17 protein-coding genes are annotated in these 22,269 nt (G+C 34.9%); 10 read left to right on the top strand and 7 right to left on the bottom strand.

The window, feature by feature from the left end:
* Positions 1-104: 104 nt before the first annotated feature.
* The 4 genes from HKP48_RS11055 to HKP48_RS11040 form a co-directional block, all read right to left on the bottom strand.
* Positions 105-449 (bottom strand): hypothetical protein, encoded by a 345-nt coding sequence (locus HKP48_RS11055; RefSeq protein ID WP_296345802.1) that lies wholly within the window; start codon positions 447-449, stop codon positions 105-107.
* 66 nt (positions 450-515) lie between these two features.
* Positions 516-1,622 carry a hypothetical protein gene (locus HKP48_RS11050; RefSeq protein WP_296345801.1) on the bottom strand — a complete coding sequence of 369 codons (1,107 nt, stop codon included), beginning with the start codon at positions 1,620-1,622 and terminating at the stop codon, positions 516-518.
* Positions 1,623-1,949: 327 nt separating this feature from the next.
* The gene (locus HKP48_RS11045) at positions 1,950-2,495 is read right to left on the bottom strand and encodes a DUF3575 domain-containing protein (RefSeq protein WP_296345799.1); all 546 of its coding nucleotides are present in this window, start codon (positions 2,493-2,495) and stop codon (positions 1,950-1,952) included.
* Positions 2,496-2,608: 113 nt separating this feature from the next.
* Entirely contained in the window at positions 2,609-6,076 is a 3,468-nt protein-coding gene (locus HKP48_RS11040) for a hypothetical protein (protein ID WP_296345796.1), read from the bottom strand.
* A 98-nt stretch (positions 6,077-6,174) separates the two neighbouring features.
* On the opposite strand from HKP48_RS11040, the gene HKP48_RS11035 reads away from it, so the two are divergent.
* From HKP48_RS11035 to HKP48_RS11025, 3 genes are all read left to right on the top strand, one after another.
* Entirely contained in the window at positions 6,175-6,936 is a 762-nt protein-coding gene (locus HKP48_RS11035; RefSeq protein WP_296345794.1) for an exodeoxyribonuclease III, read from the top strand.
* 31 nt (positions 6,937-6,967) lie between these two features.
* Positions 6,968-7,927, top strand: coding sequence for an OmpA family protein (locus HKP48_RS11030; RefSeq protein WP_296345792.1), 960 nt, complete (start codon positions 6,968-6,970; stop codon positions 7,925-7,927).
* Between the two features lie 90 nt (positions 7,928-8,017).
* Positions 8,018-9,055 carry an aldo/keto reductase gene (locus tag HKP48_RS11025; RefSeq protein WP_296345791.1) on the top strand — a complete coding sequence of 346 codons (1,038 nt, stop codon included), beginning with the start codon at positions 8,018-8,020 and terminating at the stop codon, positions 9,053-9,055.
* Positions 9,056-9,126: 71 nt separating this feature from the next.
* Here HKP48_RS11025 and cphA read toward each other — a convergent pair whose 3' ends face one another.
* Positions 9,127-11,766 (bottom strand): cyanophycin synthetase, encoded by a 2,640-nt coding sequence (gene cphA / locus HKP48_RS11020; RefSeq protein WP_296345789.1) that lies wholly within the window; start codon positions 11,764-11,766, stop codon positions 9,127-9,129.
* Between the two features lie 93 nt (positions 11,767-11,859).
* Between cphA and HKP48_RS11015 the strand changes: the two genes are divergently transcribed.
* Positions 11,860-12,723, top strand: a complete 864-nt coding sequence (locus tag HKP48_RS11015) for a cyanophycinase (protein ID WP_296345787.1) — start codon at positions 11,860-11,862, stop codon at positions 12,721-12,723.
* Between the two features lie 19 nt (positions 12,724-12,742).
* Here HKP48_RS11015 and HKP48_RS11010 read toward each other — a convergent pair whose 3' ends face one another.
* On the bottom strand, positions 12,743-13,672 hold the full coding sequence (locus HKP48_RS11010; RefSeq protein ID WP_296345785.1) for an isoaspartyl peptidase/L-asparaginase: 930 nt from the start codon (positions 13,670-13,672) through the stop codon (positions 12,743-12,745).
* Positions 13,673-13,764: 92 nt separating this feature from the next.
* On the opposite strand from HKP48_RS11010, the gene polA reads away from it, so the two are divergent.
* The 6 genes from polA to tsf all read left to right on the top strand — a co-directional run bounded on the left by polA (position 13,765) and on the right by tsf (position 20,744).
* Positions 13,765-16,614: a DNA polymerase I gene (gene polA, locus HKP48_RS11005; RefSeq protein ID WP_296345783.1), complete on the top strand. Its 2,850-nt coding sequence runs from the start codon at positions 13,765-13,767 to the stop codon at positions 16,612-16,614.
* Between the two features lie 36 nt (positions 16,615-16,650).
* Positions 16,651-17,610, top strand: coding sequence for an L-threonylcarbamoyladenylate synthase (locus HKP48_RS11000; protein ID WP_296345781.1), 960 nt, complete (start codon positions 16,651-16,653; stop codon positions 17,608-17,610).
* Between the two features lie 158 nt (positions 17,611-17,768).
* The gene (gene rplM / locus HKP48_RS10995; protein ID WP_296345779.1) at positions 17,769-18,224 is read left to right on the top strand and encodes a 50S ribosomal protein L13; all 456 of its coding nucleotides are present in this window, start codon (positions 17,769-17,771) and stop codon (positions 18,222-18,224) included.
* Positions 18,224-18,610, top strand: coding sequence for a 30S ribosomal protein S9 (gene rpsI / locus HKP48_RS10990; RefSeq protein WP_296345777.1), 387 nt, complete (start codon positions 18,224-18,226; stop codon positions 18,608-18,610). The genes rplM and rpsI overlap by 1 nt, the downstream gene beginning before the upstream one ends.
* Before the next feature lie 221 nt (positions 18,611-18,831).
* Positions 18,832-19,662, top strand: a complete 831-nt coding sequence (rpsB, locus tag HKP48_RS10985; protein ID WP_296345775.1) for a 30S ribosomal protein S2 — start codon at positions 18,832-18,834, stop codon at positions 19,660-19,662.
* A gap of 107 nt (positions 19,663-19,769) precedes the next feature.
* Entirely contained in the window at positions 19,770-20,744 is a 975-nt protein-coding gene (tsf, locus tag HKP48_RS10980) for a translation elongation factor Ts (RefSeq protein WP_296345773.1), read from the top strand.
* Between the two features lie 85 nt (positions 20,745-20,829).
* Here the strand turns inward: tsf and HKP48_RS10975 are convergent, their stop codons facing one another.
* The gene (locus HKP48_RS10975) at positions 20,830-21,978 is read right to left on the bottom strand and encodes a hypothetical protein (protein ID WP_296345771.1); all 1,149 of its coding nucleotides are present in this window, start codon (positions 21,976-21,978) and stop codon (positions 20,830-20,832) included.
* Positions 21,979-22,269 lie beyond the last annotated feature (291 nt).

Genomic DNA, 22,269 nt, shown 5'->3' with positions numbered 1-22,269 from the left:
ATGATATAGTAAAACTGTAACATTATGACTTTTATGGATATATTTACTATTCTGTGACATCGAGTCACAAAATAGTAATAATTAACGAGGCAAGCCTCGAGGTATTAAACCTGAAAGCGAATAAAATCTATCATTAGTTCATGTTGACTTAAACCCAAGAATTGAGTTTCTCCCATTAAATATAATGTGTAACTATCTACCAATTCTTCATACCCCTCTAAAGGAGTTCCATCTTGCGATTCTAATAATCCTTGCTCATACATATATGCTAAAATCGCATGTAAAGATTCATGTATAGCAGTTCTTGCTATTGACAAATCTGTTGCAGTTTCAATATAGGATTCTTTAAACTTAATGGTTATGGTGCAACTATTAGAGTTGCAATTTGATATAGGCGTAGTAGTTGCATTTGCTGTTAAAGTAGATGAAGTTTCAATTATTAAATTCATTGAATTATTTTGTCCAAAAATATTTGACACAGCTTGTGTTAAAGGTGAGCCTGAACTTAAAGCATCTTATATTATGAGTTTTTGACATGGGTAATCGTTAAATGAACTCTCGTAAATAATATTTTCCTCAAAATCCACTTCGCCATCAGGTTGGCCGTCGTTGTCGTTATCTTGTAGTGCCTCCAAAGCCAATTTTGAAAACTCTATTGCTTCATTAGAAAAACCATTACCAACTATATAGTTTCTAATTTGCAAATCTATTTCTTGGTTGTTCAATAACCAGTCAGCTTGGTTAAGAGTTAGTAGTATTCCAAATAGCTGATCATAAGTGTCCAATACTTCCATAAGGTCATTAATACCCACTGCAACAGTAGGACTACCAGATCCGTCACTACCGCCATCTGGACCACCATCACCAGGGTCTCCAAAAGGATCTCCAAACATATCACCTTCACTAGTATTATCATTAGTATCTCCATCATTGTTGTTATTACTGCTATCACCACTAGGACAAGAAGTAATATCAAAACCTATCAATGGGCTACCCTCACAACAAGGTGGGCCAGAAGGACCGTGGCCATTAGCACTGCCGCCACAACCACATCGGCTATATATAGGTTCTATGCTTGGTTGGCAACCATCCCCATCCGTTCTTAGTATTTGACCTGTTTTATTAGAGGATTGGGGCATGGCTTCGGTGTTTATAGTACCTTTACTAAAAAGCGTACCTAAGCTATTGTAAATAGCTATATCTGCGGAGAAATATTCTAAACTAGGCGCGTCTAGATTATTTAATTTACTGTACTTTATAACAAAAGCCGAGTTACTTTGTTCACTATTTTTAATAACCAGATTAAAGATATCTTCTTTGTCTTTTTCTAAAGATGTAAGAATAGGAAGTGTGTATGTTGTAATATTATCACCAGTATATCTAACAATAGTAGTTGTGTCAATATATTTTATATAATGAAAAGGACTTAAATTTATATCTTTATTCTGTGTGGTAGAGTTATTTTTATTTAATTGCAATGTATTATAAAAGGATTCAAAAGTAGGCACTTTACCTATAAGCTCTGAAATAGACACCTTTTGTTTAGAGTACTTAGGAGCTATACCAAATGGGTCGTTATGAACTTCATAAACCTCATTATGGCAAGAATAATTAAGAAACAAGACTAGCGTTAAAAATTTAAATAATGCTTTTGTGCTTTTGTGCTTTTGTGCTTTTGTGCTTTAATAATCATAAATTTTATCTTATTCAATTAATTTGTAAAATAAGGGTCTATTACATTTGATACAAATAGCTAATTAGGAAACCTCACATTTCATTGAGTATGTAAATCTAAATGAAAAAATTGAATTATTTATACGTATAAATACGTAGTTGCTAAAAAAATTAGCAACTTTAAAAAAGACAATAAATATTTGTTAATCAATAATTTACACTGAAAACACTCAAAATTTTGAGTTTAGCATTTTCTAATTATAAAAGTTTTTAGATTAAAATCGATACCCAACCCCAATACTAATTTTACCAACTAAATCATCTACAAAATCATCAGCGTTAATAATATTGCGACCAATACCCAAATTTAATTCACCGATAAAACCACTATTGGTTACCCATTTTCCTCCAACGCCAATTCCTAAAGCAAAAGCTGTTGAATTATTTTCTCTAATAATTGGGTCACCATTTTGAAAATTCACTTCAGTTGTATCATAACCGCTTAGCATTCCAAAGCCTTCAATGAAAAATCCTGCGGCGTATTTTTTTCCAAAATACAAACGATAATAGGGCGAAAAATAATAGTCTATATCAAAGTCGATATCATCACCGTTATTAAATGGAATAAATAAAGAAGCACCTACACCAGACTCTTCATTAAGTGTACGCTCATAAGTGACATCTAATGCACCAACGACTAAATAAAGCGCATTAAGCTTTATTTCATTAAAGTTTTCTGCGGTTGAGGCAGTTGAATCGTCTTGGGCATTAACGTTAAAAGCTGTAGCTAAGAAACAAATGGCAATAAGAATTTTTTTCATTTATATTTAGTTATATTTAGTTTGATTGATTTTTATCCTTTTCCTTACATCAAGAATCACACCACAAAGATGCATGTTTCTTTAAAACGTTGCGTATAAAATCTTTGTTTATTTTAAAAATACGCCTTTAACTGAACCGTTCCTGTATGAATCGTTTTTGAAGTTTCCGTTTTACGTCCAAAATAGTTGAGATTTAAATCTAAAAACTTAGTCAACTTCTTCTGAGCAATTAAACTCCAAGTAAAGTTTCTACCAGGCTGTAAGCCTTCTAGAATCTGAAATGCTACTGGCGAATTTGCATTACCAACGTAATCATTTTCAAAGTAATTAAATTCGCCAGTCAATGCTACTTTTTGCGCGTTATTATAAGTGAAAGAAAAGCCGTAATTATTCTGAGATAATTCTTCTAAATTTCCAATGGTATTCTTTTTATTCGTGAATTGGTAAAACACATCAAACTGGGCATTTTCATTAAAAATATAGGAGAGTTTTGGCTGAAATCGGCTTTCATCAATATTAAAATTTCGGTTTAAAAAACTCTCATTTGCACTTTCGGAATTACTTAAAATTCCTTCTGTATTAAGCAACCAACTTTTAGCAAACTTATGGTTAAATTTGACTTGATGACTACGCAATCTACTTTTTTGTGCGCCGATAGACAATAGGGTTTGTGCTTTATTGGTTAAATACGTGTAAGAGGTCGTATAACGTTGCTTTCCTCTGTTGTAGAACAACACATTTCTTAAACTGAAATTTAAGCCCAAACGATTTGGATTGTTATCGTTATTATCATTAAGTGCCTCAAACGGATTAAGATTAAAGTCACTACCATTTCTGCGTAACTTATTATCTACTAAAAATGAAGTTTGGTTATAAAAATGAGACCAAAATTTCTTTGATTTCTTTTCTGAAACATTCCATGATTGCGGATTAAAAGTTACGGTTTGACTAAAGCGATTTTGATGTGTTTGTATAAACACCTGATTAGGTAATAATACTCTGATATAGCTGCCTTGGTCTGTAAATTGTGCGACTTCGAACTCACCCAATTCTTGCACACCATTTTCGTTATAGTCTATCCATGTAAAATTTCCTTGACCTGCCTCAACCTCAACAAACGTGAAGTCTTGTTGTGGCAAGGTTCCTGAATTGGTTTCGTAACTTGTGTTGAGTATTAAAACATTTTTAAATAAACGTTGATTATAGTTGAGTCTACTATTCAATGACTGTTCTTCTTGTGAGGTATTATCCTCAGCTTTAAGATTCCTGTAATTTACAAACAACTGAAGATTACTTGTTTTATTCTGAATTAATCTTGACTTCAAATAATATGTGTTAGATATATTTACACGCTGTATATTACCTGTGCTGAGCGGCGTCGAAGTATTATTCCGCAAACTATCATTAAGACGATGGATATAACCTAACTCCACAAACACTTTTGTACTATCGCCAAGACCAGAAAAGACTTCATAGGAGGTGAATTTTTGACTCAACGCTGTTAAATTTCCTGTGGCTTTTTCGATTTGTTCATTATCTTCTAAAGCGATTTTTGCTCCTGCCCAATTATTGTCTTTTCCGTAAACCACACGATTAAAAGAACGTACAAATTTTGATGTATTTACAGTTGAATTACTCGACAAAACACTTGATTGAGAAAAGATAGTGAAATTTCCTAAGCGTAAATTGGCATTGAGATTATGACGGTTTCCATTAAAGGCTTCGGTATAGTTTAAATGTTCGAAATTATAAGCAACTCTACCTTTTTTAAAATGACTCAATTGTACTCCAGAATTAAAAAGTAATTGGTCACCCAAACTCACGTTACCTTGATTAGCTTGAGAATTATCTAAATTCCAATCACGAGCAAACTCCGCGCGGTACAAACGCTGTATTGTTCTAAAATTATCCTGTAAATAATCGACATCTGCTAATGCTGAAACATTCCAGGCACTATCTTTTTTTACGAGCTTTTGTTGCACTTTTAGTTTTCCGGCAAAGCCATCATTGTTAGCATCATCTGTATTTGAAAATAAATTCAAGTCATTTTTACTACCAGCAATTTCAAAGAATACATTTGTTTTCACTGTTGGTGTATATGTCCCGTTTAGTGTTGCGATTTGCAAACGTTCCGGTGCAACTAACTGAATAACTGGTTCAAAATTGCCCTGTGGTATTCCTGCAACTGGCGTTATATATTCGTAAATATTAGCGACGGTGCTATCGTTACTCAATACGTAATTTCCTTGATTATCTCCAACCAAGGTAAATCTTACACTAAACAACTGATCATTTGGGTCATTACTAAACACAAATATTTCCTCAGTGCCAACCATTTCTTTTCTGTATAAAATGCGGTTTTCTGAAAAATTTTCTTCAACAGCTGATGGCGCCGTCATTAAACTCCTATCATCTCCAGCATTAGCTAAAATTTGAACTTGTTCCGTTGATAAGTTCTGTTGAAGTGGTTGGTTTTTAGCGTCACTCTCGGAGTATACCGAAAGATTCAGTTTTAGTTTTTCGGTATTGTATTCGCTTCCGCCATAAACGGTAAATCTTGAGTAATTTCGTTCACTGAATTGGTAATCGACAGTTATTCGCATTTCAGAAGTAATCGGGAAAGTGGAATTAAAAATAATTTCGCCTGCATTATAATCGATAATGTAATCCTTATTTTCGCCTCGCTCAAGAGGTACACCGTTGACATAAACCGTCTCACTTCCTGAAACGACCAACACAAACAATTCACCATTTTGACCACGTAATTTATAAGGTCCTTGATTACCTTCTTGCGCTGTAAATTGACTTGTGGTAAATTGACCACGAACCAAAGCTCCCGAAGCAAAAACCGAAGTCTTATCACTCAAATTGGCATTAACAAAAAGTCCCTGCACACGTTTGCTAAATCCATTAAAGTAACTCGTAGTATTTACCAAATCTATATCACCTGCTCTGATACGCCAATCCTGACTGAAAATTTCTATAAATATTTGGTCAAACTCATCCAAACGTTGGGAAAACCCACTTTCTTGCAAAGGAATATTAGCATCTTGTATTGATGCTCGTAATGATACTTTTTCGCTCAGTTTTCCAAAAATCTGTAAATCCAATTCGCTATTTAAAACGGAGTTTTGGTTATTTCCTATTGTTACGCCACGCGAAATACTTCCAGATGTCGTTAATCCATCAAAAGGTGTAAAGTCTGGCTTTCGGTTACTATTCTGAATCTGAAATAACTTCTGTCTCGCTTTTGAATCTTTCACAATAATATTATCATCAAGCTGACGGTAAGTTTTGGTAATGAAGTTAGGATAACGTAAGTATTCAATAATAATAGTATCCATTTCTATCGATGATTTTAATTTTAGAATTGATTTTGAAAAATCCACAGAATACTTTGTAGAGTCAATAGTCTTTCCGCCTTTAGTTTTCAACTTAAAAAAACTAGGATTTATGCTTACCGAATCAATTTTAATAGCATCTTTAACTGCGAGTTTTTTTGTTTTATAATTACTAGTTTTCTCCTGTCCGAACACGGCAAATGAGATAAGAAAACAAAGAAGAGTAATTAATATTCGCATACAAACCAATAACGCCTTTATTTAAGACATATTTCACAATAAAAAGCATTGTAAAAGTACAGTATTATTTATTTTTGATACTGAACTAATTATTCGATATGAAAATAGCATCATACAACGTCAACGGCATCCGTGCCGCATTAAAAAAAGGATTTATAGATTGGTTAGTGGCTGCAGATCCAGATGTCATTTGCCTACAGGAAATTAAAGCACAAAAAAAACAATTAGACTTATCTCTTTTTGAAGATGCTGGTTACAACTATAATTATTGGTTTAGTGCACAAAAAAAAGGTTATAGTGGCGTTGCTATTTTGAGTAAAACAGAGCCTAACCATGTAGAATTTGGAACAGGCATCGAATCCATGGATTTTGAAGGCAGAAACATCCGTGCCGACTTTGATAACGTATCTGTAATGAGCTTGTATTTGCCTTCTGGAACCAATGATGCTAGATTAAATCATAAGTTAGAATACATGGATATGTTTCACAATTATATCAATGACTTGCGAAAAAATGTACCGAAGCTAGTTATTTGTGGTGATTATAATATTTGTCACGAAGAAATTGATATTCACAATCCAAAAATGAAAGGCGTCTCAGGATTTTTACCAGAAGAACGAGAATGGCTAAGCAATTTTTTAGACAGCGGATTAATAGACACTTTCCGTTATCTGAATCCCGAATTACAAAAATTTTCTTGGTGGAGTTACCGTGCCAATGCAAGAGCAAATAATAAAGGATGGCGTTTGGATTATGCATTAGCAACAAAACCATTACAAGAAAACTTAAAACGAAGCGTTATACTCACCGAAGCAGTTCATAGTGACCATTGTCCTATTCTGTTAGAATTAGGATTTTAAAAATTCCTCAATTAAATACAAATAAAAGATTATGATTAAAAAACTGTCAATTTTAGCTTTAAGCTTAACGCTTTTTTCATCATGTGTATCAAAAAAGATTTACACTGATTTAGAAGACAAATATGCAGACCTCAAAAAAGAGCATCGTCAATTATCTGATGACAATCAATCTCTTTCAGAGGAAAAAAATAAACTTGAAAATGATTTAGAAAAATTACAGAAAGCTTATGATGATGCTATAAAAGAACGAGACCAACTCACTACTGAACTGGCAGCATCAAAGTCTAATTTAGAGAATTTAAAAGCATCATACGTAGCACTAGAAGAACAAAGTTCTGCTTCAATAGCCGCTAACTCCAAAAAAAACAGAGAGCTTTTAGCACAACTAGAAGCTAAAGAACAAGCGCTTGCTGCAGAAAGTGATCGCTTAAACAAACTAGAGAAAGAGCTTGAAGCAGGTTTAAAACGAGTAGCTGAATTGGAGAATGTAATTGCTACAAAAGATGCCGCAATGACTAAACTCAAAGATGCCATCTCAAAAGCATTAACTAATTTTGAAGGCAAAGGCTTAACGGTAGAGCAACGTGACGGCAAGGTTTACATTTCTATGGAAAACAAACTTCTTTTTAACTCTGGTAGTTGGGCTGTTGGTAGCGAAGGTCGTGAGGCAGTAGAGCAATTAGGAAGCGTTCTAGCAGAAAATCCTGATATCGCAGTATTAATTGAAGGTCACACCGATAACGTACCATACAAAGGCAATGCACAATTGAGTAGCAACTGGGATTTATCGACGAAGCGTGCAACTTCAATCGTAAAAATTCTTAAAGAAAATTCATCTATAAAAGCTGAGAATTTAACAGCCGCTGGTCGTGGTGAGTATGCACCTATTGCAAGTAATGAAACTGCTGAAGGCAAAGCGAAAAATAGACGTATTGAAGTCATCTTAACACCAAAGTTAGATGAGATTTCAAAGCTATTGAATGACATATAACCCATAAACCTTAACATAGATTTAGACCTTTCAGGTTTCACTAACCTGAAAGGTCTTCTTATTTTTGTTAAAATTTTTTGAATAATTACTATGAAATATACCAACCTTCCAAATACAGATATAAAAGTTAGTAAAATATGCCTTGGCACAATGACTTGGGGAAATCAAAATACCCAAGATGAAGGTTTTGCTCAAATGGATTTAGCGCTAGACAAAGGTGTCAACTTTTTTGATGTGGCAGAATTGTATCCCGTACCAGCTACCGCAGAAACTTATGCAGAAACCGAACGTATTATTGGTAATTGGTTTACAAAAACAGGGAATAGAGATAAAGTTGTTTTAGCAACAAAAATTGCTGGTCCTGGTGATTATACTGCACATATAAGAACCACAGGTTTTAGTAAAACAGCACTCAACGAAGCTGTAGAGAATAGCTTAAAAAGGTTGCAAACAGACTATATAGATTTGTATCAATTACATTGGCCAGAGCGTACTACTAATACTTTTGGAGTAAGAGATTATACAAGAAATGATAATGATAAATGGGAAGACAACTTCAATGAAATACTTCACAATCTTGATAACATTGTAAAGTCGGGAAAAGTTAGACAAATAGGAATATCAAATGAAAAAGCTTGGGGAACCATGCGTTATTTACAAGAATCTAAACAACATAATTTACCACGACCAATTACAATACAGAATGCTTACTCTTTATTATGCAGACCTTTTGAAGGCGATATGGCAGAAATCTCACATCGAGAAAATGTCGGATTGTTAGCATATTCTCCTATGGCTTTTGGTGTGTTGTCTGGTAAATACATTAAAGGAACCGCGGCAGATAATGCACGCTTAAAATTATTCCCTCGTTTTGCAAGATATAGTGGTGAGCAAGCAACTGAAGCTACAAAACGTTATTTGAAAATTGCGGAAGACAATGGTATGAGTTTAGCTCAAATGTCATTAGCTTTTGTTAATGAGCGTCCGTTTTTAACTAGTAATATTATTGGAGCAACTAACTTAAATCAATTAGAAGAAAACATTGAGAGCATCAATATCTCATTATCTGATGACGTTATGAAAGCCATTAATGAAGTTCACGCTGAGATACCAAATCCTGCACCTTAATTACTGCTTTTCATTAAAACAAAAAACCTGAGTAAATTACTCAGGTTTTTTTGTTTTAAAATATTCTTTTTTTAGGCAAGATGTAATTCTCCTTTAGTATCTAGTTCTTTTAGTTGTTTTACTAAATCTAAAGCATCAGGTACTACATCACTTGAAAGAACAATTAAAGAACCATCAACCGCATTCCTTACCGCGTGTTTTATTGCTTCTCTTTCTGAAGGTATAATCTTTGTTTTCATATCTGGTGCTTCGGCTTTGATACCATCGTTAAGCATTTTAATCAATTCTTCTTCCGTTTTACCTCTTAGACGCTTGTCTTGTCTTATGATGATTTCATCAAACATTTGTGCTGCAATTTTACCCATTTCGTTGTTATCTTCAACACGTCTATCACCAATTCCTGCAATGATTCCGACTTTTACAGTAGCTTCTAACTCATCTGTAAATGCTTTTAATGCACGCATTCCTGCTGGATTATGTGCATAATCTAGAAGGATATTAAAATTGCTAAACTTAAATAAATTTAATCGCCCAGGTGTTTGCGATGCCGAAGGAATAAAAGTTTCCAAAGCAGCTTTCATATCTTCAATACTAATACCTTGAACATGAGCTGCAAGTATAGCTGCAAGGACATTCTGAATCATAAATTTTGCTTTACCGCCATAAGTTAACGGAATATGCTCTGCCTTCATAATGCGCATTTTCCATTCACCTCTACAAATGGTAACATAACCATTTTCATAAACAGCAGTAATACCATTTAAACGCTGTAAGGCCTTTACTCTAGCGTTGTTTTCATCCATAGAGAACAGTGCAACATTACAGTCCACGGTTCGACGCATTTCATAAACCAAATCATCATCCGCATTTAAAATAGCATATCCATCTGGTAAGACAGTTTCAGGGATAACACCTTTTACTTTCGCTAATTGCTCAATAGTATTAATTCCTTTTAAGCCTAAATGATCAGCAGCAATGTTAGTAACTATTCCAACATCACACTTCTTAAATCCTAGTCCAGCCCTTAATAATCCGCCACGAGCAGATTCTAAAACCGCAAAATTTACAGTAGGGTCTTTCAAAACAAATTCTGCACTAGATGGACCAGTACAATCACCTGTCATTAATAACCTGTTTTGTATGTAAACACCATCGCTAGTTGTATAACCTACGCGATACCCATTCATTTTGGCTATATGAGCTAAAAGTCTAGATGTCGTTGTCTTTCCGTTTGTTCCAGTTATTGCCACAATAGGAATACGTCCTGTATCACCTTTAATTGGAAATAATTTATCAATAACTGGTGCAGCAACATTTCTTGGCAACCCACTAGTTGGTGCCAAATGCATTCTAAAACCTGGTCCTGCATTTACTTCTAACACAGCACCTCCAGTTTCGGATAGAGGTTTAGTAATATCTGTAGTCATGACATCAATACCGCAAATATCTAAATCTATAATTTTAGAAATACGCTCAGCCATAGATACGTTTGCTGGATGTACAATATCTGTAACATCTTCAGCTGTACCTCCTGTACTTAAGTTTGCCGTATCTTTTAAAATTAATTGTTCTCCTTCTGCAATTATAGAATCTAATGTATACCCAGCATCTTTTATAATGGTTTTTGTCAATTCGTTGACGGTAATTTGAGTTAAAACCTTTTCATGACCATATCCACGTCTTGGATCCTTATTCACCTCATCAATTAACTCTTGCACTGTTGATTTTCCGTCGCCCACAACATGTGCAGGTGTTCTTATTGCAGCTGCAACCAATTTATTATTAATGACAAGTAATCTGTAGTCATCACCTTTTATAAATTTTTCGACAATGATTGCACCACTTCGAGAGCTATCTTTTGCATGATGAAATGCTTGTAATGCATCTTCATAATTTTGAATATCTACGGTGATACCTCTACCGTGATTACCATCTATTGGTTTTATTACTAATGGATAACCCACATAACGACAAGCCTCTTCTAAGCTACGTTCTCGGCGAATAATATCGCCTCTAGGAACCTCAACTTCGGCTTGCTCAAGTAAGTATTTTGTATCTTCTTTATCACATGCTAATTCTACTCCAATACTGCTTGTTTCACTAGTAACAGTTGCTTGTATTCTCTTTTGGTTTGCTCCATAACCCAATTGCACTAACGAATATTTATTAAGTCTAATCCATGGAATACCTCTAGCTTCAGCCTCAGCTACGATAGAACCTGTACTTGGACCTAGTCGGTCTGCTTCACGAAGTTCTCGCATGCGCTGAATATCTTCCTCTAAGTCATATTCTTCACCTTTTATTAAAGATTCGCATATGGCTACTGCCGCTTTAGCTGCATAACGTCCCACAGACTCTTCCATATAAGAAAAGACAACGTTGTAAACACCTTCTTCTCCATAACCTCGCGTTCGACCAAAACCAGTATCCATACCTGCTAAAGTTTGTATCTCTAATGCGATATGCTCAATGACATGACCCATCCAAGTGCCTTCGTCTACACGCATAAAAAAACCACCTTCACAACCTTCGGAACAACGATGGGAATACATGCTTGGAAACATAGTTTTTAATCGTTCAGGAAAACCTTCAATTTTGTTTGAAGGTAATTCCTCCATTTCTTGAAGGTCTAATACCATTACTATTAACTTATGTCTTCTTACAGACCAGTAGTTTGGTCCTCGCATCGCATTAATACTTCTTATCTCCATTATCGTTTATTTTAGTTAGTGAAAGATTATAAATATAGTATTTTTCAATAGAAAATTTGGCTTATTTTTGTCCGATATTTTAGATTTAAAATTATGCAGAAGGCAAAAGGAACTTTAATACCAATCGGTGGAAATGAAGATAAAGGTATTGAAGCTGATGAAATGTACACACTTGAGTTTATTGAAGAAGGTATATTGGCACACGTAGTTAAAGAAGCTGGTGGTATCAATGCAAATATTGTTGTTATTCCTACAGCTTCAAGCATTCCTGTAGAAGTTGGAGAGAATTATCTAACAGCTTTTTCTACACTTGGTTGTAAGAATGTTGAAGTTTTAGATATAAGATCTAAAGAAGATTCGGAAACTGAAAAAGCTATTTCATTAATTAAACATGCTAATTGTGTCATGTTTTCTGGAGGAGACCAATCTAAAATTGCTGATAAAATTGGAAATACCACCATACACCAAATTCTTGCAGATCGTTACAAAAATGAAGACGGTTTTGTAATTGCTGGTACAAGTGCAGGCTCGATGGCTATGGCAAACGAGATGATTGCTGGTGGAAGTGCATCAGAATCTTTTGTGAAAGGTGCCGTAAAAATGTACAAAGGTTTAGGATTGATTCCTGAATTGGTTATTGACACACATTTTATTCGTCGTGGAAGATTCGGTAGACAATCTGAAGCCATTGCAAAGTTTCCTAATCTTTTAGGATTTGGGCTTGCAGAAGATACTGGTATGATTATAAAAAACGGTAACGATTGTACTGTAATTGGTTCTGGGATGGTTATTGTCTTTGATGGAAGTACACTTAATCACAATAACGAAAAGTTGCTAGAAGAAGGTACACCTATGACTATTACTAATATGACTGTTCATGTCTTATCGAATAGCGACAAGTATGATATTAGGAATAGAAGAGTTACAGTTTTACCTATTGAAGCTCCGTTTATCTAGAGAAATAAGGAAAAGATTTTTATTTGTAAATAGAGATTTCTTCTTTTCCTGTTGAGGATTTACAAGCACGATACATACCTTCAGTATTAAAAGGCATAGCTATATTCCCTTTTGCGTCTACAGCGATTAAACCACCATCGCCATTTATTTCTAAAATGCGTTTATTGATCACTTCATTTGAAGCTTCTTCTAGTGATAAATTTTTATGTTCCATCAAACATGAAACATCATATGCTACAACGCCACGAATAAAAAACTCACCACTACCAGTACAACTCACTGCACAGGTTTTGTTATTTGCATAATTACCAGCACCAATCATTGGGCTATCGCCTACACGACCCCAATTTTTGTTGGTCATTCCTCCTGTTGATGTTGCTGCAGCAATGTTGCCATGTTGATCACAAGCTACAGCACCTACTGTTCCAAACTTACTGTCTTTTTTTGCAGAATGGTCTAATTGAAAACTATCAGAATCTTTAATCTCTTGCCATTGCTGGTATCTAAATTCGTCATAAAAATAATCTATCTCTTCCAATTTGTAATTAAGCTCATTTGCAAACTGCATGGCGCCTTCACCTGCTAAAAACACATGTTCGCTTTTTTCCATAACATCACGAGATAGACTCACAGGATTTTTTATTCCTGTAATTAAACTTACAGCACCAGCATTTAAAGTTTTTCCATCCATAATCGCAGCATCCATTTCATGAGTGCCTTCTGCAGTAAAGACACTTCCTTTTCCTGCATTAAACAATGGCGAATCCTCTAATAGTCTTACTGATTCCGCAACAGCTTCAACGGCTGACTTTCCTTCTTTTAAAAATTGATAACCAGCATCCAAAGCCGTTTTTAAATCCGATTTGTATTTTGCTTCGAGCTCAGGTGTCATCATTCCTTTTATCAGAGTTCCTGCACCACCATGAATAGCTATTGAAAATGTTTGCATTTGCATTGAGTTTAATTCTGGAAAATTACAAATTGCTTTTCAAATAAACCCCTAACTTTTTGTAGTTTTATAGACTTACAAAAACTAATATAATGTCCGACCAAAAACGACTATTTCTCGTAGATGCTTACGCACTAATTTTCCGTGGTTACTATGCTTTTATAAAAAACCCTAGAATTAATTCTAAAGGCGAAGACACCTCAGCAATAATGGGATTTATGAACTCTCTTTTAGATGTCATTAAACGGGAGCGTCCTGACCATTTGGCTGTTTGTTTTGACAAAGGAGGAAGTGTCGACCGCGTTGAAATGTTTGAAGCCTACAAAGCTAATCGAGACGAAACACCAGAAGGTATAAAAACTGCAATTCCATATATCCATAATATTCTTAAAGCCATGCATATTCCTATTATGGTAAAGGAAGGTTTTGAAGCCGATGATGTTATTGGAACATTATCAAGACAAGCCGAAAAAGAAGGCTATAAAGTATACATGGTGACGCCTGATAAAGATTTTGCACAATTAGTAACTGATAATATTTTTATGTATCGACCCGTTTTTGGTGGTGGTTATGAAACTTGGGGAATCCCTGAAGTTCAGAAAAAATTTGAAGTGACTGACCCAATGCAAGTGATAGATTATCTAGGAATGATGGGTGATGCATCAGATAACATTCCTGGATTACCTGGTGTTGGCGAAAAAACAGCCAAAAAGTTTTTAGCACAATTTGGAAGTATGGAAGGCTTATTAGCCAATACTGACCAGTTAAAAGGTAAAATGAAGGAAAAAGTTGAAGCTAACGGCGAACTTGGTCTACTGTCTAAAAAACTGGCTACCATTATGCTCGATGTTCCTGTAACTTTTAATGCTAAGGATTTTGAACTTGACCATCCAAATGTTGAAAAAGTGAAAGAGATTTTTCAAGAATTAGAATTCAGAAGACTCACAGATAATTTTGTAAAAACATTTACGTCTGGAGCATCTGCAACACAGACTGATAACACCACAAAAAAAGAAGACTCTAAGGCAACACCAAAAGAAGAAAAATCTGCTGGTGCGGGACAATTCTCATTATTTGGTGGCACGCCTTCAAATGATACAACTAGCGAGACAACTTCTACTTTTGAAAGAAAAACAGCTGAAACCACATCACACTTTTACCAAAGTGTTGCACCAGGAATGGGTACTAAACTTTTTGTGAAAAATTTAATGAAACAATCCTCTGTATGTTTTGACACTGAAACTACAGGACTAAATCCGTTGACCGCAGAATTAGTAGGTGTTGCGTTTTCTTGGGAAGCTGGCAAAGGGTTTTATGTTCCATTTCCAGAAGACAGAAACGAAGCACAACAACTCATTGAAGAATTGAGACCATTCTTTGAAAATGAGAATATTGAAAAAATTGGTCAGAATTTAAAGTATGACATTAAGGTTTTAGCCAAATATAACATCGAAGTTAAGGGCAAATTGTTTGATACAATGCTAGCACACTATCTCATTAATCCAGATATGCGTCATAACATGGATGTGTTAGCAGAAACCTATTTGAATTATACGCCAATATCTATTACAGAATTGATTGGAAAAAAAGGAAAAAATCAACTCTCCATGCGAGACGTTCCTCTTGAAAAACAAACAGAATATGCTGTTGAAGATACAGACATTACACTTCAACTTGCAGCACATTTTGAGAAAGAACTTGGTGAAGCCAACACACAAAAATTATTTAACGACATTGAATTGCCGCTACTTCGTGTTTTAGCAGCTATGGAATTGGAAGGTATCAATCTAGATAAAGACTTTCTTAATTCATTATCAGAAGATTTAAACAACGATATCGCTACTCTCGAAAAACGTATTTATGAAGCAGCTGGCGAGGAATTCAACATTGGCTCACCAAAGCAATTAGGAATTATTTTATTTGAAAAATTGAAATTGGTTGACAAGCCAAAAAAGACCAAAACAGGTCAGTATTCTACAGCAGAAGATGTGTTAAGTTATTTGGCAAAAGACCATCAAATAATTCAAGATGTTTTGGATTATCGAGGTTTGGCTAAACTAAAAAGTACCTATGTTGATGCCTTGCCACTTCAGGTTGAAGAAAGCACCAATCGTGTACATACGGATTATATGCAAACTGTTGCAGCTACCGGTCGTTTAAGTAGTAATAATCCTAATTTGCAGAATATCCCAATCAGAACAGAACGTGGTCGTCAAGTGCGAAAAGCATTTGTTCCTCGTGATGAAAACTACACGCTTTTAGCAGCGGATTATTCTCAAATAGAATTACGAATTATTGCAGCTTTAAGTGAAGAAGAAACCATGATTGAAGCTTTTAAAAATGGGGAAGATATTCACGCATCAACGGCTTCAAAAGTATTTAATGTCCCAATTAACGAGGTTACTCGTGAGCAACGTAGCAATGCTAAAACCGTGAACTTTGGAATTATTTATGGGGTTTCTGCTTTTGGCTTAAGCAACCAAACCAACTTATCGCGAGGCGAAGCCAAAGAACTCATCGATACCTATTACGAAACTTATCCAAAACTCAAATCTTACATGAGCAAGCAAGTTGATTTTGCTAGAGACAACGGCTATGTGCAAACCGTTTTAGGTCGTCGTCGATATTTAAAAGACATTAATTCTCGTAATGCTGTGGTTCGGGGAGCAGCAGAGCGTAATGCTGTAAATGCTCCTATACAAGGAAGCGCTGCAGACATTATAAAAATTGCGATGATTAATATTTATGACAAACTAAAAGAAGGCGATTATAAATCCAAAATGTTGTTACAAGTCCATGATGAATTGGTTTTTGACATTTACAAACCAGAGCTCGAAGCCATGAAATCTCTTATTAAAACTGAAATGGAAAACGCCTATAAACTTTCCGTTCCGTTAGATGTAGATTTAGATATAGGCGATAATTGGTTAGATGCACATTAAAACTTGATTTTTTTGAAGTAGCTTTGCACTCTATTTATGAGCATAATTTCAAAAGACATACAAAAAGCAGTAGCATTATTAAATGCTGAAGAATTGGTTGCTATACCTACCGAAACAGTGTATGGTTTAGCTGGCAATATCTTTTCTAAAAAAGCCATCAATGCTATTTTTGAAACGAAGAAACGTCCACATTTCAATCCTCTTATTGTTCATATATCTTCACTTGAGTATTTAGATACTATTGTTGAGTATGTTCCCGAAAAAGCAAAGCTCTTAGCTGAATCCTTTTGGCCTGGACCAATTACTTTAGTTCTTAAAAAGAAGAATACTATTCCAGATATAATTACAGCAGGTAAAGATACTGTTGCCGTTCGGATTCCAAATCATCCGGTAACTTTAGAATTACTCAAACAATTAGAGTTTCCCTTAGCGGCACCAAGTGCTAATCCATTTAATCGAATAAGTCCAACTACACCCCAACATGTTGAAGATTATTTTAAATACAACATTAAAATGGTATTAGATGGTGGCGCATGCAAAAACGGCATAGAATCTACTATTATTGGTTTTGAAAATGATGAACCTATTATTTATAGATTAGGCTCTACTTCTATTGAAGCAATTGAAAAGATTGTAGGTAAGATTGAAATTAAAAATCATAAAGAGAGTGCTCCAGTTGCACCTGGGATGCTAGCACGACATTACGCACCAAAAACTAAAACAGTTCTATCGGATAATTTATCCGAAACTATTTCTAAATACTCAGGCAAAGAAATCGGAGTACTTTCGTTTCAAACAGAAATAAAAGATAGAAGTATAACTTTTCAGATTGTTTTATCTAAAAAAGGTAATATGTCTGAAGCTGCATCAAAACTTTACAATGCGCTTCACACTTTAGACCGTCAAAACTTAGATGTAATTATTGCAGAACGTTTTCCTGATTACGACTTAGGAAAATCTATAAATGACAGATTAAATAGAGCTACAAAAAAATAGCTTGTTTTTGTTATTCCTAAAACCTTTGATTTTCAGTTCAAAAAAAGATTAGCTAAGGTTTGCCAATCCAATAAGTTATCTTAAATTTGCAAACTCTTTTTCGGAAGAGGAATGTTTAATCAATTGTACCAAAGTGGTGCATAATAAATCAAATTAGTGTGGATACATTAAGCTACAAAACAGTTTCTGCTAACAAAGCTACCGTTAATAAGGAGTGGGTTTTAGTTGACGCTGAAGGACAAACTTTAGGTCGCTTAGCTTCGAGAGTAGCAATACTCTTAAGAGGTAAGCACAAACCTAACTTTACGCCACACGTTGATTGCGGTGATAACGTAATTGTTGTTAATGCAGAAAAAATCAACTTAACTGGAAAAAAGTGGACAGATAAAAGTTATATCCGTCACACAGGTTATCCAGGTGGACAAAGAAGCCTGACAGCTACTGAGATGTTTGAAAAAGACCCAACCAGATTAGTAGAAAAGTCAGTAAAAGGAATGTTGCCAAAAAACAAATTGGGAGCTGTTCTTTTCAGAAATTTAACTGTTGTTGCTGGTACTGAGCACGCTCATGAGGCGCAGAAACCAAAGGCAATTAATTTAAAAGAAATTAACTAATGGAAGTAATTCACAAAATTGGCCGTAGAAAGACGGCTGTTGCTCGTGTGTACCTTGCCAAAGGAAAAGGCAAAATCACGGTGAACAAAAAAGACATGGCGGATTATTTTACTACTGCAACGTTGCAGTATAAAGTAAACCAACCTTTAGCTATGACTAACAATGATGGCAACTTTGATATTACTGTTAACGTATATGGAGGTGGTATCACCGGCCAGGCAGAAGCAATACGTTTAGCATTATCTCGCGCAATGTGTGAGCTGGATGCTGAAAACAGAGCAATATTAAAGCCAGAAGGTCTATTAACTAGAGATCCAAGAATGGTAGAGCGTAAGAAATTCGGTCAGAAGAAAGCGCGTAAGAAATTCCAATTCTCGAAACGTTAATATCCAAACAACACTTAATTCAGAGTCTGTTAATTCAGATTCTGAATTATTTTATTTTATTGAAACCGCCACTAATTGGCAAATTATTAAAACCAGTTATTGTTGCTCATGACTGTAAAGTCAGAGTTTAGTTTAGCATCTAAATGAGCTAACAGCTAATAGCCAAGAACTAATAGCTAAATAGAGCATTGCTAATTCAACAGAACGTAAACTATTGCAAAATGGAAAAAGTAGAAGTAAAAGAATTACTTGAAGCAGGTGTACACTTTGGTCACCTAACACGTAAGTGGAACCCAAACATGGCTCCTTACATCTATATGGAGCGTAACGGTATCCATATTATCAACCTTTACAAAACTGCAGCTAAAATTGAAGAAACTGCTGAAGCAATGAAAAAAATCGCTGCTTCAGGAAAAAAAATCTTATTCGTAGCTACAAAGAAACAAGCAAAAGACATTGTTGCTGACAAAGCAGGTGCTGTAAACCAGCCATACATTACAGAAAGATGGCCTGGCGGAATGTTAACCAACTTCGTAACTATTAGAAAAGCTGTTAAAAAAATGGCGTTTATCGATAGAATGAAGAAAGATGGAACGTTCAACTCTTTATCTAAAAAAGAGCGTTTACAAGTAGATCGTCAACGTGCTAATTTAGAGAAAAACTTAGGTTCTATATCTGACATGACACGTTTACCTGGTGCTTTATTCGTTGTAGATATCAAGCGTGAGCATATTGCTATTAAAGAAGCACAAAAATTAAATATCCCAATCTTTGCAATGGTAGATACTAACTCTGATCCACGTGAGGTAGATTATTTAATCCCTGCAAATGATGATGCATCAAAATCAGTAGACAAAATCTTGTCTATCGTTACCTCTGCTGTAGCAGACGGCTTAAACGAAAGAAAAGCTGAACGTACTGAAAAAGAAGCTAAAGCAGCTGCTCCAGCAACAAAAGCTGATGCTAAGACTACTTCGACAGGCTCAGCAACCGACTCAGCAGCCAAGCCTGAAGCTAAAACAGCTCCTGTTGCAGCTCAAGAAGAAGAATAAATAAAGAATTATACAATATTTAAGAGTCGTTTAATTCTTTTTTAACCCTGAGCAAAGTCGAAGGCCAATAAAGATAATTAAGCGACTTTTTCAAATTTTAATATACTATGGAAAACACAGTAAAAATTACAGCAGCAGAAGTAAATAAGCTTAGAAAAGCTACTGGTGCAGGTATGATGGATTGTAAAAAAGCACTAGTTGAAGCTGGTGGTGATTTTGACAAGGCAATCGAAGTTTTACGTAAAAAAGGTCAAAAAGTTGCAGCAAAGAGAGCAGACAGAGATTCTTCTGAAGGTGCTGCTGTTGCAAAAATCAATGCTGACAATACTAAAGGTATTGCATTGGTATTAGGTTGCGAAACTGATTTCGTTGGTAAAAACGAAAATTTCCTAAAACTAGCAAGCGACTTTGGAGATATTGCTTTAAACTACAGTAACAAAGAAGATTTCTTAGCTGCTGATTTTGGAGGAATGACTGTAGCCGAAAAATTAGTTGAGCAAACAGGTGTGATTGGAGAAAAATTAGACATTAATGCCTTTGAAGTTGTTGAAGCAGCTTATGTTGGATCTTATGTTCACATTAATAAAATCGCTGCAATTGTAGGTTTTTCTGCAGTTGTGGATAACTTCGAGACTTTAGGTAAAGACGTTGCTATGCAAGTTGCATCAATGGGTGCGACAACATTATCTTACAAAGATTTTGACCCAGCTTTCGTAGCATCAGAAACTGAAGCTCGTATCGCAGTTATCGAAAAAGATAATATCGAATTAGGACGTTTGGGGAAAACTTTAAAAAATGTACCGAAATACATTTCTATGTCTCAATTAACTCCTGAGGTTTTAGCACAAGCTGAAGAAGATGCAAAAGCTGAATTAAAAACTGAAGGTAAGCCAGAACAAATCTGGGATCGCATTTTACCTGGTAAAATGGAGCGTTTTATCTCTGACAACACCACTTTAGATAACGAGCAGTGCCTATTAGACCAAGCGTTTATTAAAGACGAAAAGAAAAACGTTGCACAATACGTTGCCACTTATGGCGAGGTAGAAGTAACAGGTTTTAAACGTGCAACGGTAGGATAAAATATTTCTACTATTTAATTATAAAAAAAGCCTTCAGAATCCTGAAGGCTTTTTTTATTCGACACTATTTAAATAAAACTAAAACTTAATTGACATTGATATTATGAGACTCTACTTGTCCATTATACTCTATAAGCATTACATATGTACCTGTTGTTAAGTTTGAAACATTGACTTGCGTGGGAATACCTATTGTAGTTATAGAGTAGACTAACGTCCCTACATTATTATAAAAAGATATGTTTAATCTTAACCTAGGATTAGTACATGGCAAATTTGAAGAGCCACCATCTCCTGAGTCAATAATTTCATCAGACCCAATACCACCAGAAGGTTCTAAACAAGGGAAGTCCCATGAAGGATTTGATACCAAATTAATATTAATGACGTCATTTGCAGGGACAGGATATAATACAAAATTATCTGAAACAATACCATTGAATGGTGTTGGACAACTTCCAGTACATTCAGTAATATCATACTCTAAATTTTGCCATTCTGTCCATCCACCACAGTCGCTATATGACCTAACTCTAAACTTAAACTTTTTATTACAGGTTGGATAAATAAATACATACCTATCATCATAATCGTAATAATCCCTTGACCACGCAACGTCTGTTGTTATTTTTTGCCATTCAATATCTGTAACATCATTGTTGTTTGGCGTAAAATCAAGTCTCAATCCAACCTCACAATTATTAATACCTGAATCTAAACTTATGTGCGGTATTTCATTAATATCTACTTTAGTAACAGTCTCAACAACAGGTGTACCAATGAAAACACGTTTTCTAAAAACTTGAGTTGGTGTATTAACGCTTACAGTAGCCCAACCATCAAAAGATGGAATTGAAGGTCTAACCCAAACAGTTGTACTATTAGAAGAAATAATTTCTAAATTACCAGTTACATGCCAATTTGGTATACCCCTTAATTGACAGTCTTTAAATGAAAAGGATCTGGTTTCTCCAATACAAATTCTATCTGGTCCATTAAAATCTGTATCTGTTAAATATAGTGGTGGTAATTGAGGATTGCCCGCCAACTCTTCTAATAACCAATTAACGCTGCTCTCTGTAAAAGAAGTATGCTGCTCATTTTCTTTTGGTCCAAAATAACTGTCAAAAGGTATTTCACCAGAACACACTAAATCTCTGTCCATTGGGTCTGACCAGTCAAAATCTGGATTTATAAAACCTAAAGCACTTGCAGTTGGAATAAATGAGTGCACCTCTTTATTTGTTCTTGATTCAAAGTGATCATTAAAGATTCCCAAAAAACCTAAAAATACTTCCCCAATGTTTACTCCATTACTCCAATCTGATATCCCAACATTCTGACCAATTACAGAAGCGTAAATCTGATCTTCGCTATTAAATAAACCACCTGGTATAACCAGGGCAAAATCATACTTTTTTAGACAAAAAAATAGTGAGCTATCTACATGATTTTTAGTTGTTTAAGTTATTAATTATTTGTATATTATACTGATAATCAACAGCTTAACACAATGAATTCATCA

The sequence above is a fragment of the Winogradskyella sp. genome (genome assembly GCF_013042245.1).
In the GTDB taxonomy this organism is placed as follows: domain Bacteria; phylum Bacteroidota; class Bacteroidia; order Flavobacteriales; family Flavobacteriaceae; genus Winogradskyella.
The sequence above is the reverse complement of the archived record's forward strand: the minus strand, read 5'-3'. Positions and strand labels throughout refer to the sequence as shown.

Coding starts and splice junctions, on each gene's coding strand:
- tsf (WP_296345773.1), top strand. CDS start 19,770: ATGGAAAACACAGTAAAAATTACAGCAGCAGAAGTAAATAAGCTTAGA.
- HKP48_RS11010 (WP_296345785.1), bottom strand. CDS start 13,672: ATGCAAACATTTTCAATAGCTATTCATGGTGGTGCAGGAACTCTGATA.
- HKP48_RS11045 (WP_296345799.1), bottom strand. CDS start 2,495: ATGAAAAAAATTCTTATTGCCATTTGTTTCTTAGCTACAGCTTTTAAC.
- rpsI (WP_296345777.1), top strand. CDS start 18,224: ATGGAAGTAATTCACAAAATTGGCCGTAGAAAGACGGCTGTTGCTCGT.
- rpsB (WP_296345775.1), top strand. CDS start 18,832: ATGGAAAAAGTAGAAGTAAAAGAATTACTTGAAGCAGGTGTACACTTT.
- HKP48_RS11000 (WP_296345781.1), top strand. CDS start 16,651: ATGAGCATAATTTCAAAAGACATACAAAAAGCAGTAGCATTATTAAAT.
- HKP48_RS11040 (WP_296345796.1), bottom strand. CDS start 6,076: ATGCGAATATTAATTACTCTTCTTTGTTTTCTTATCTCATTTGCCGTG.
- cphA (WP_296345789.1), bottom strand. CDS start 11,766: ATGGAGATAAGAAGTATTAATGCGATGCGAGGACCAAACTACTGGTCT.
- HKP48_RS11035 (WP_296345794.1), top strand. CDS start 6,175: ATGAAAATAGCATCATACAACGTCAACGGCATCCGTGCCGCATTAAAA.
- HKP48_RS11015 (WP_296345787.1), top strand. CDS start 11,860: ATGCAGAAGGCAAAAGGAACTTTAATACCAATCGGTGGAAATGAAGAT.
- HKP48_RS11030 (WP_296345792.1), top strand. CDS start 6,968: ATGATTAAAAAACTGTCAATTTTAGCTTTAAGCTTAACGCTTTTTTCA.
- polA (WP_296345783.1), top strand. CDS start 13,765: ATGTCCGACCAAAAACGACTATTTCTCGTAGATGCTTACGCACTAATT.
- HKP48_RS11055 (WP_296345802.1), bottom strand. CDS start 449: ATGAATTTAATAATTGAAACTTCATCTACTTTAACAGCAAATGCAACT.
- HKP48_RS11025 (WP_296345791.1), top strand. CDS start 8,018: ATGAAATATACCAACCTTCCAAATACAGATATAAAAGTTAGTAAAATA.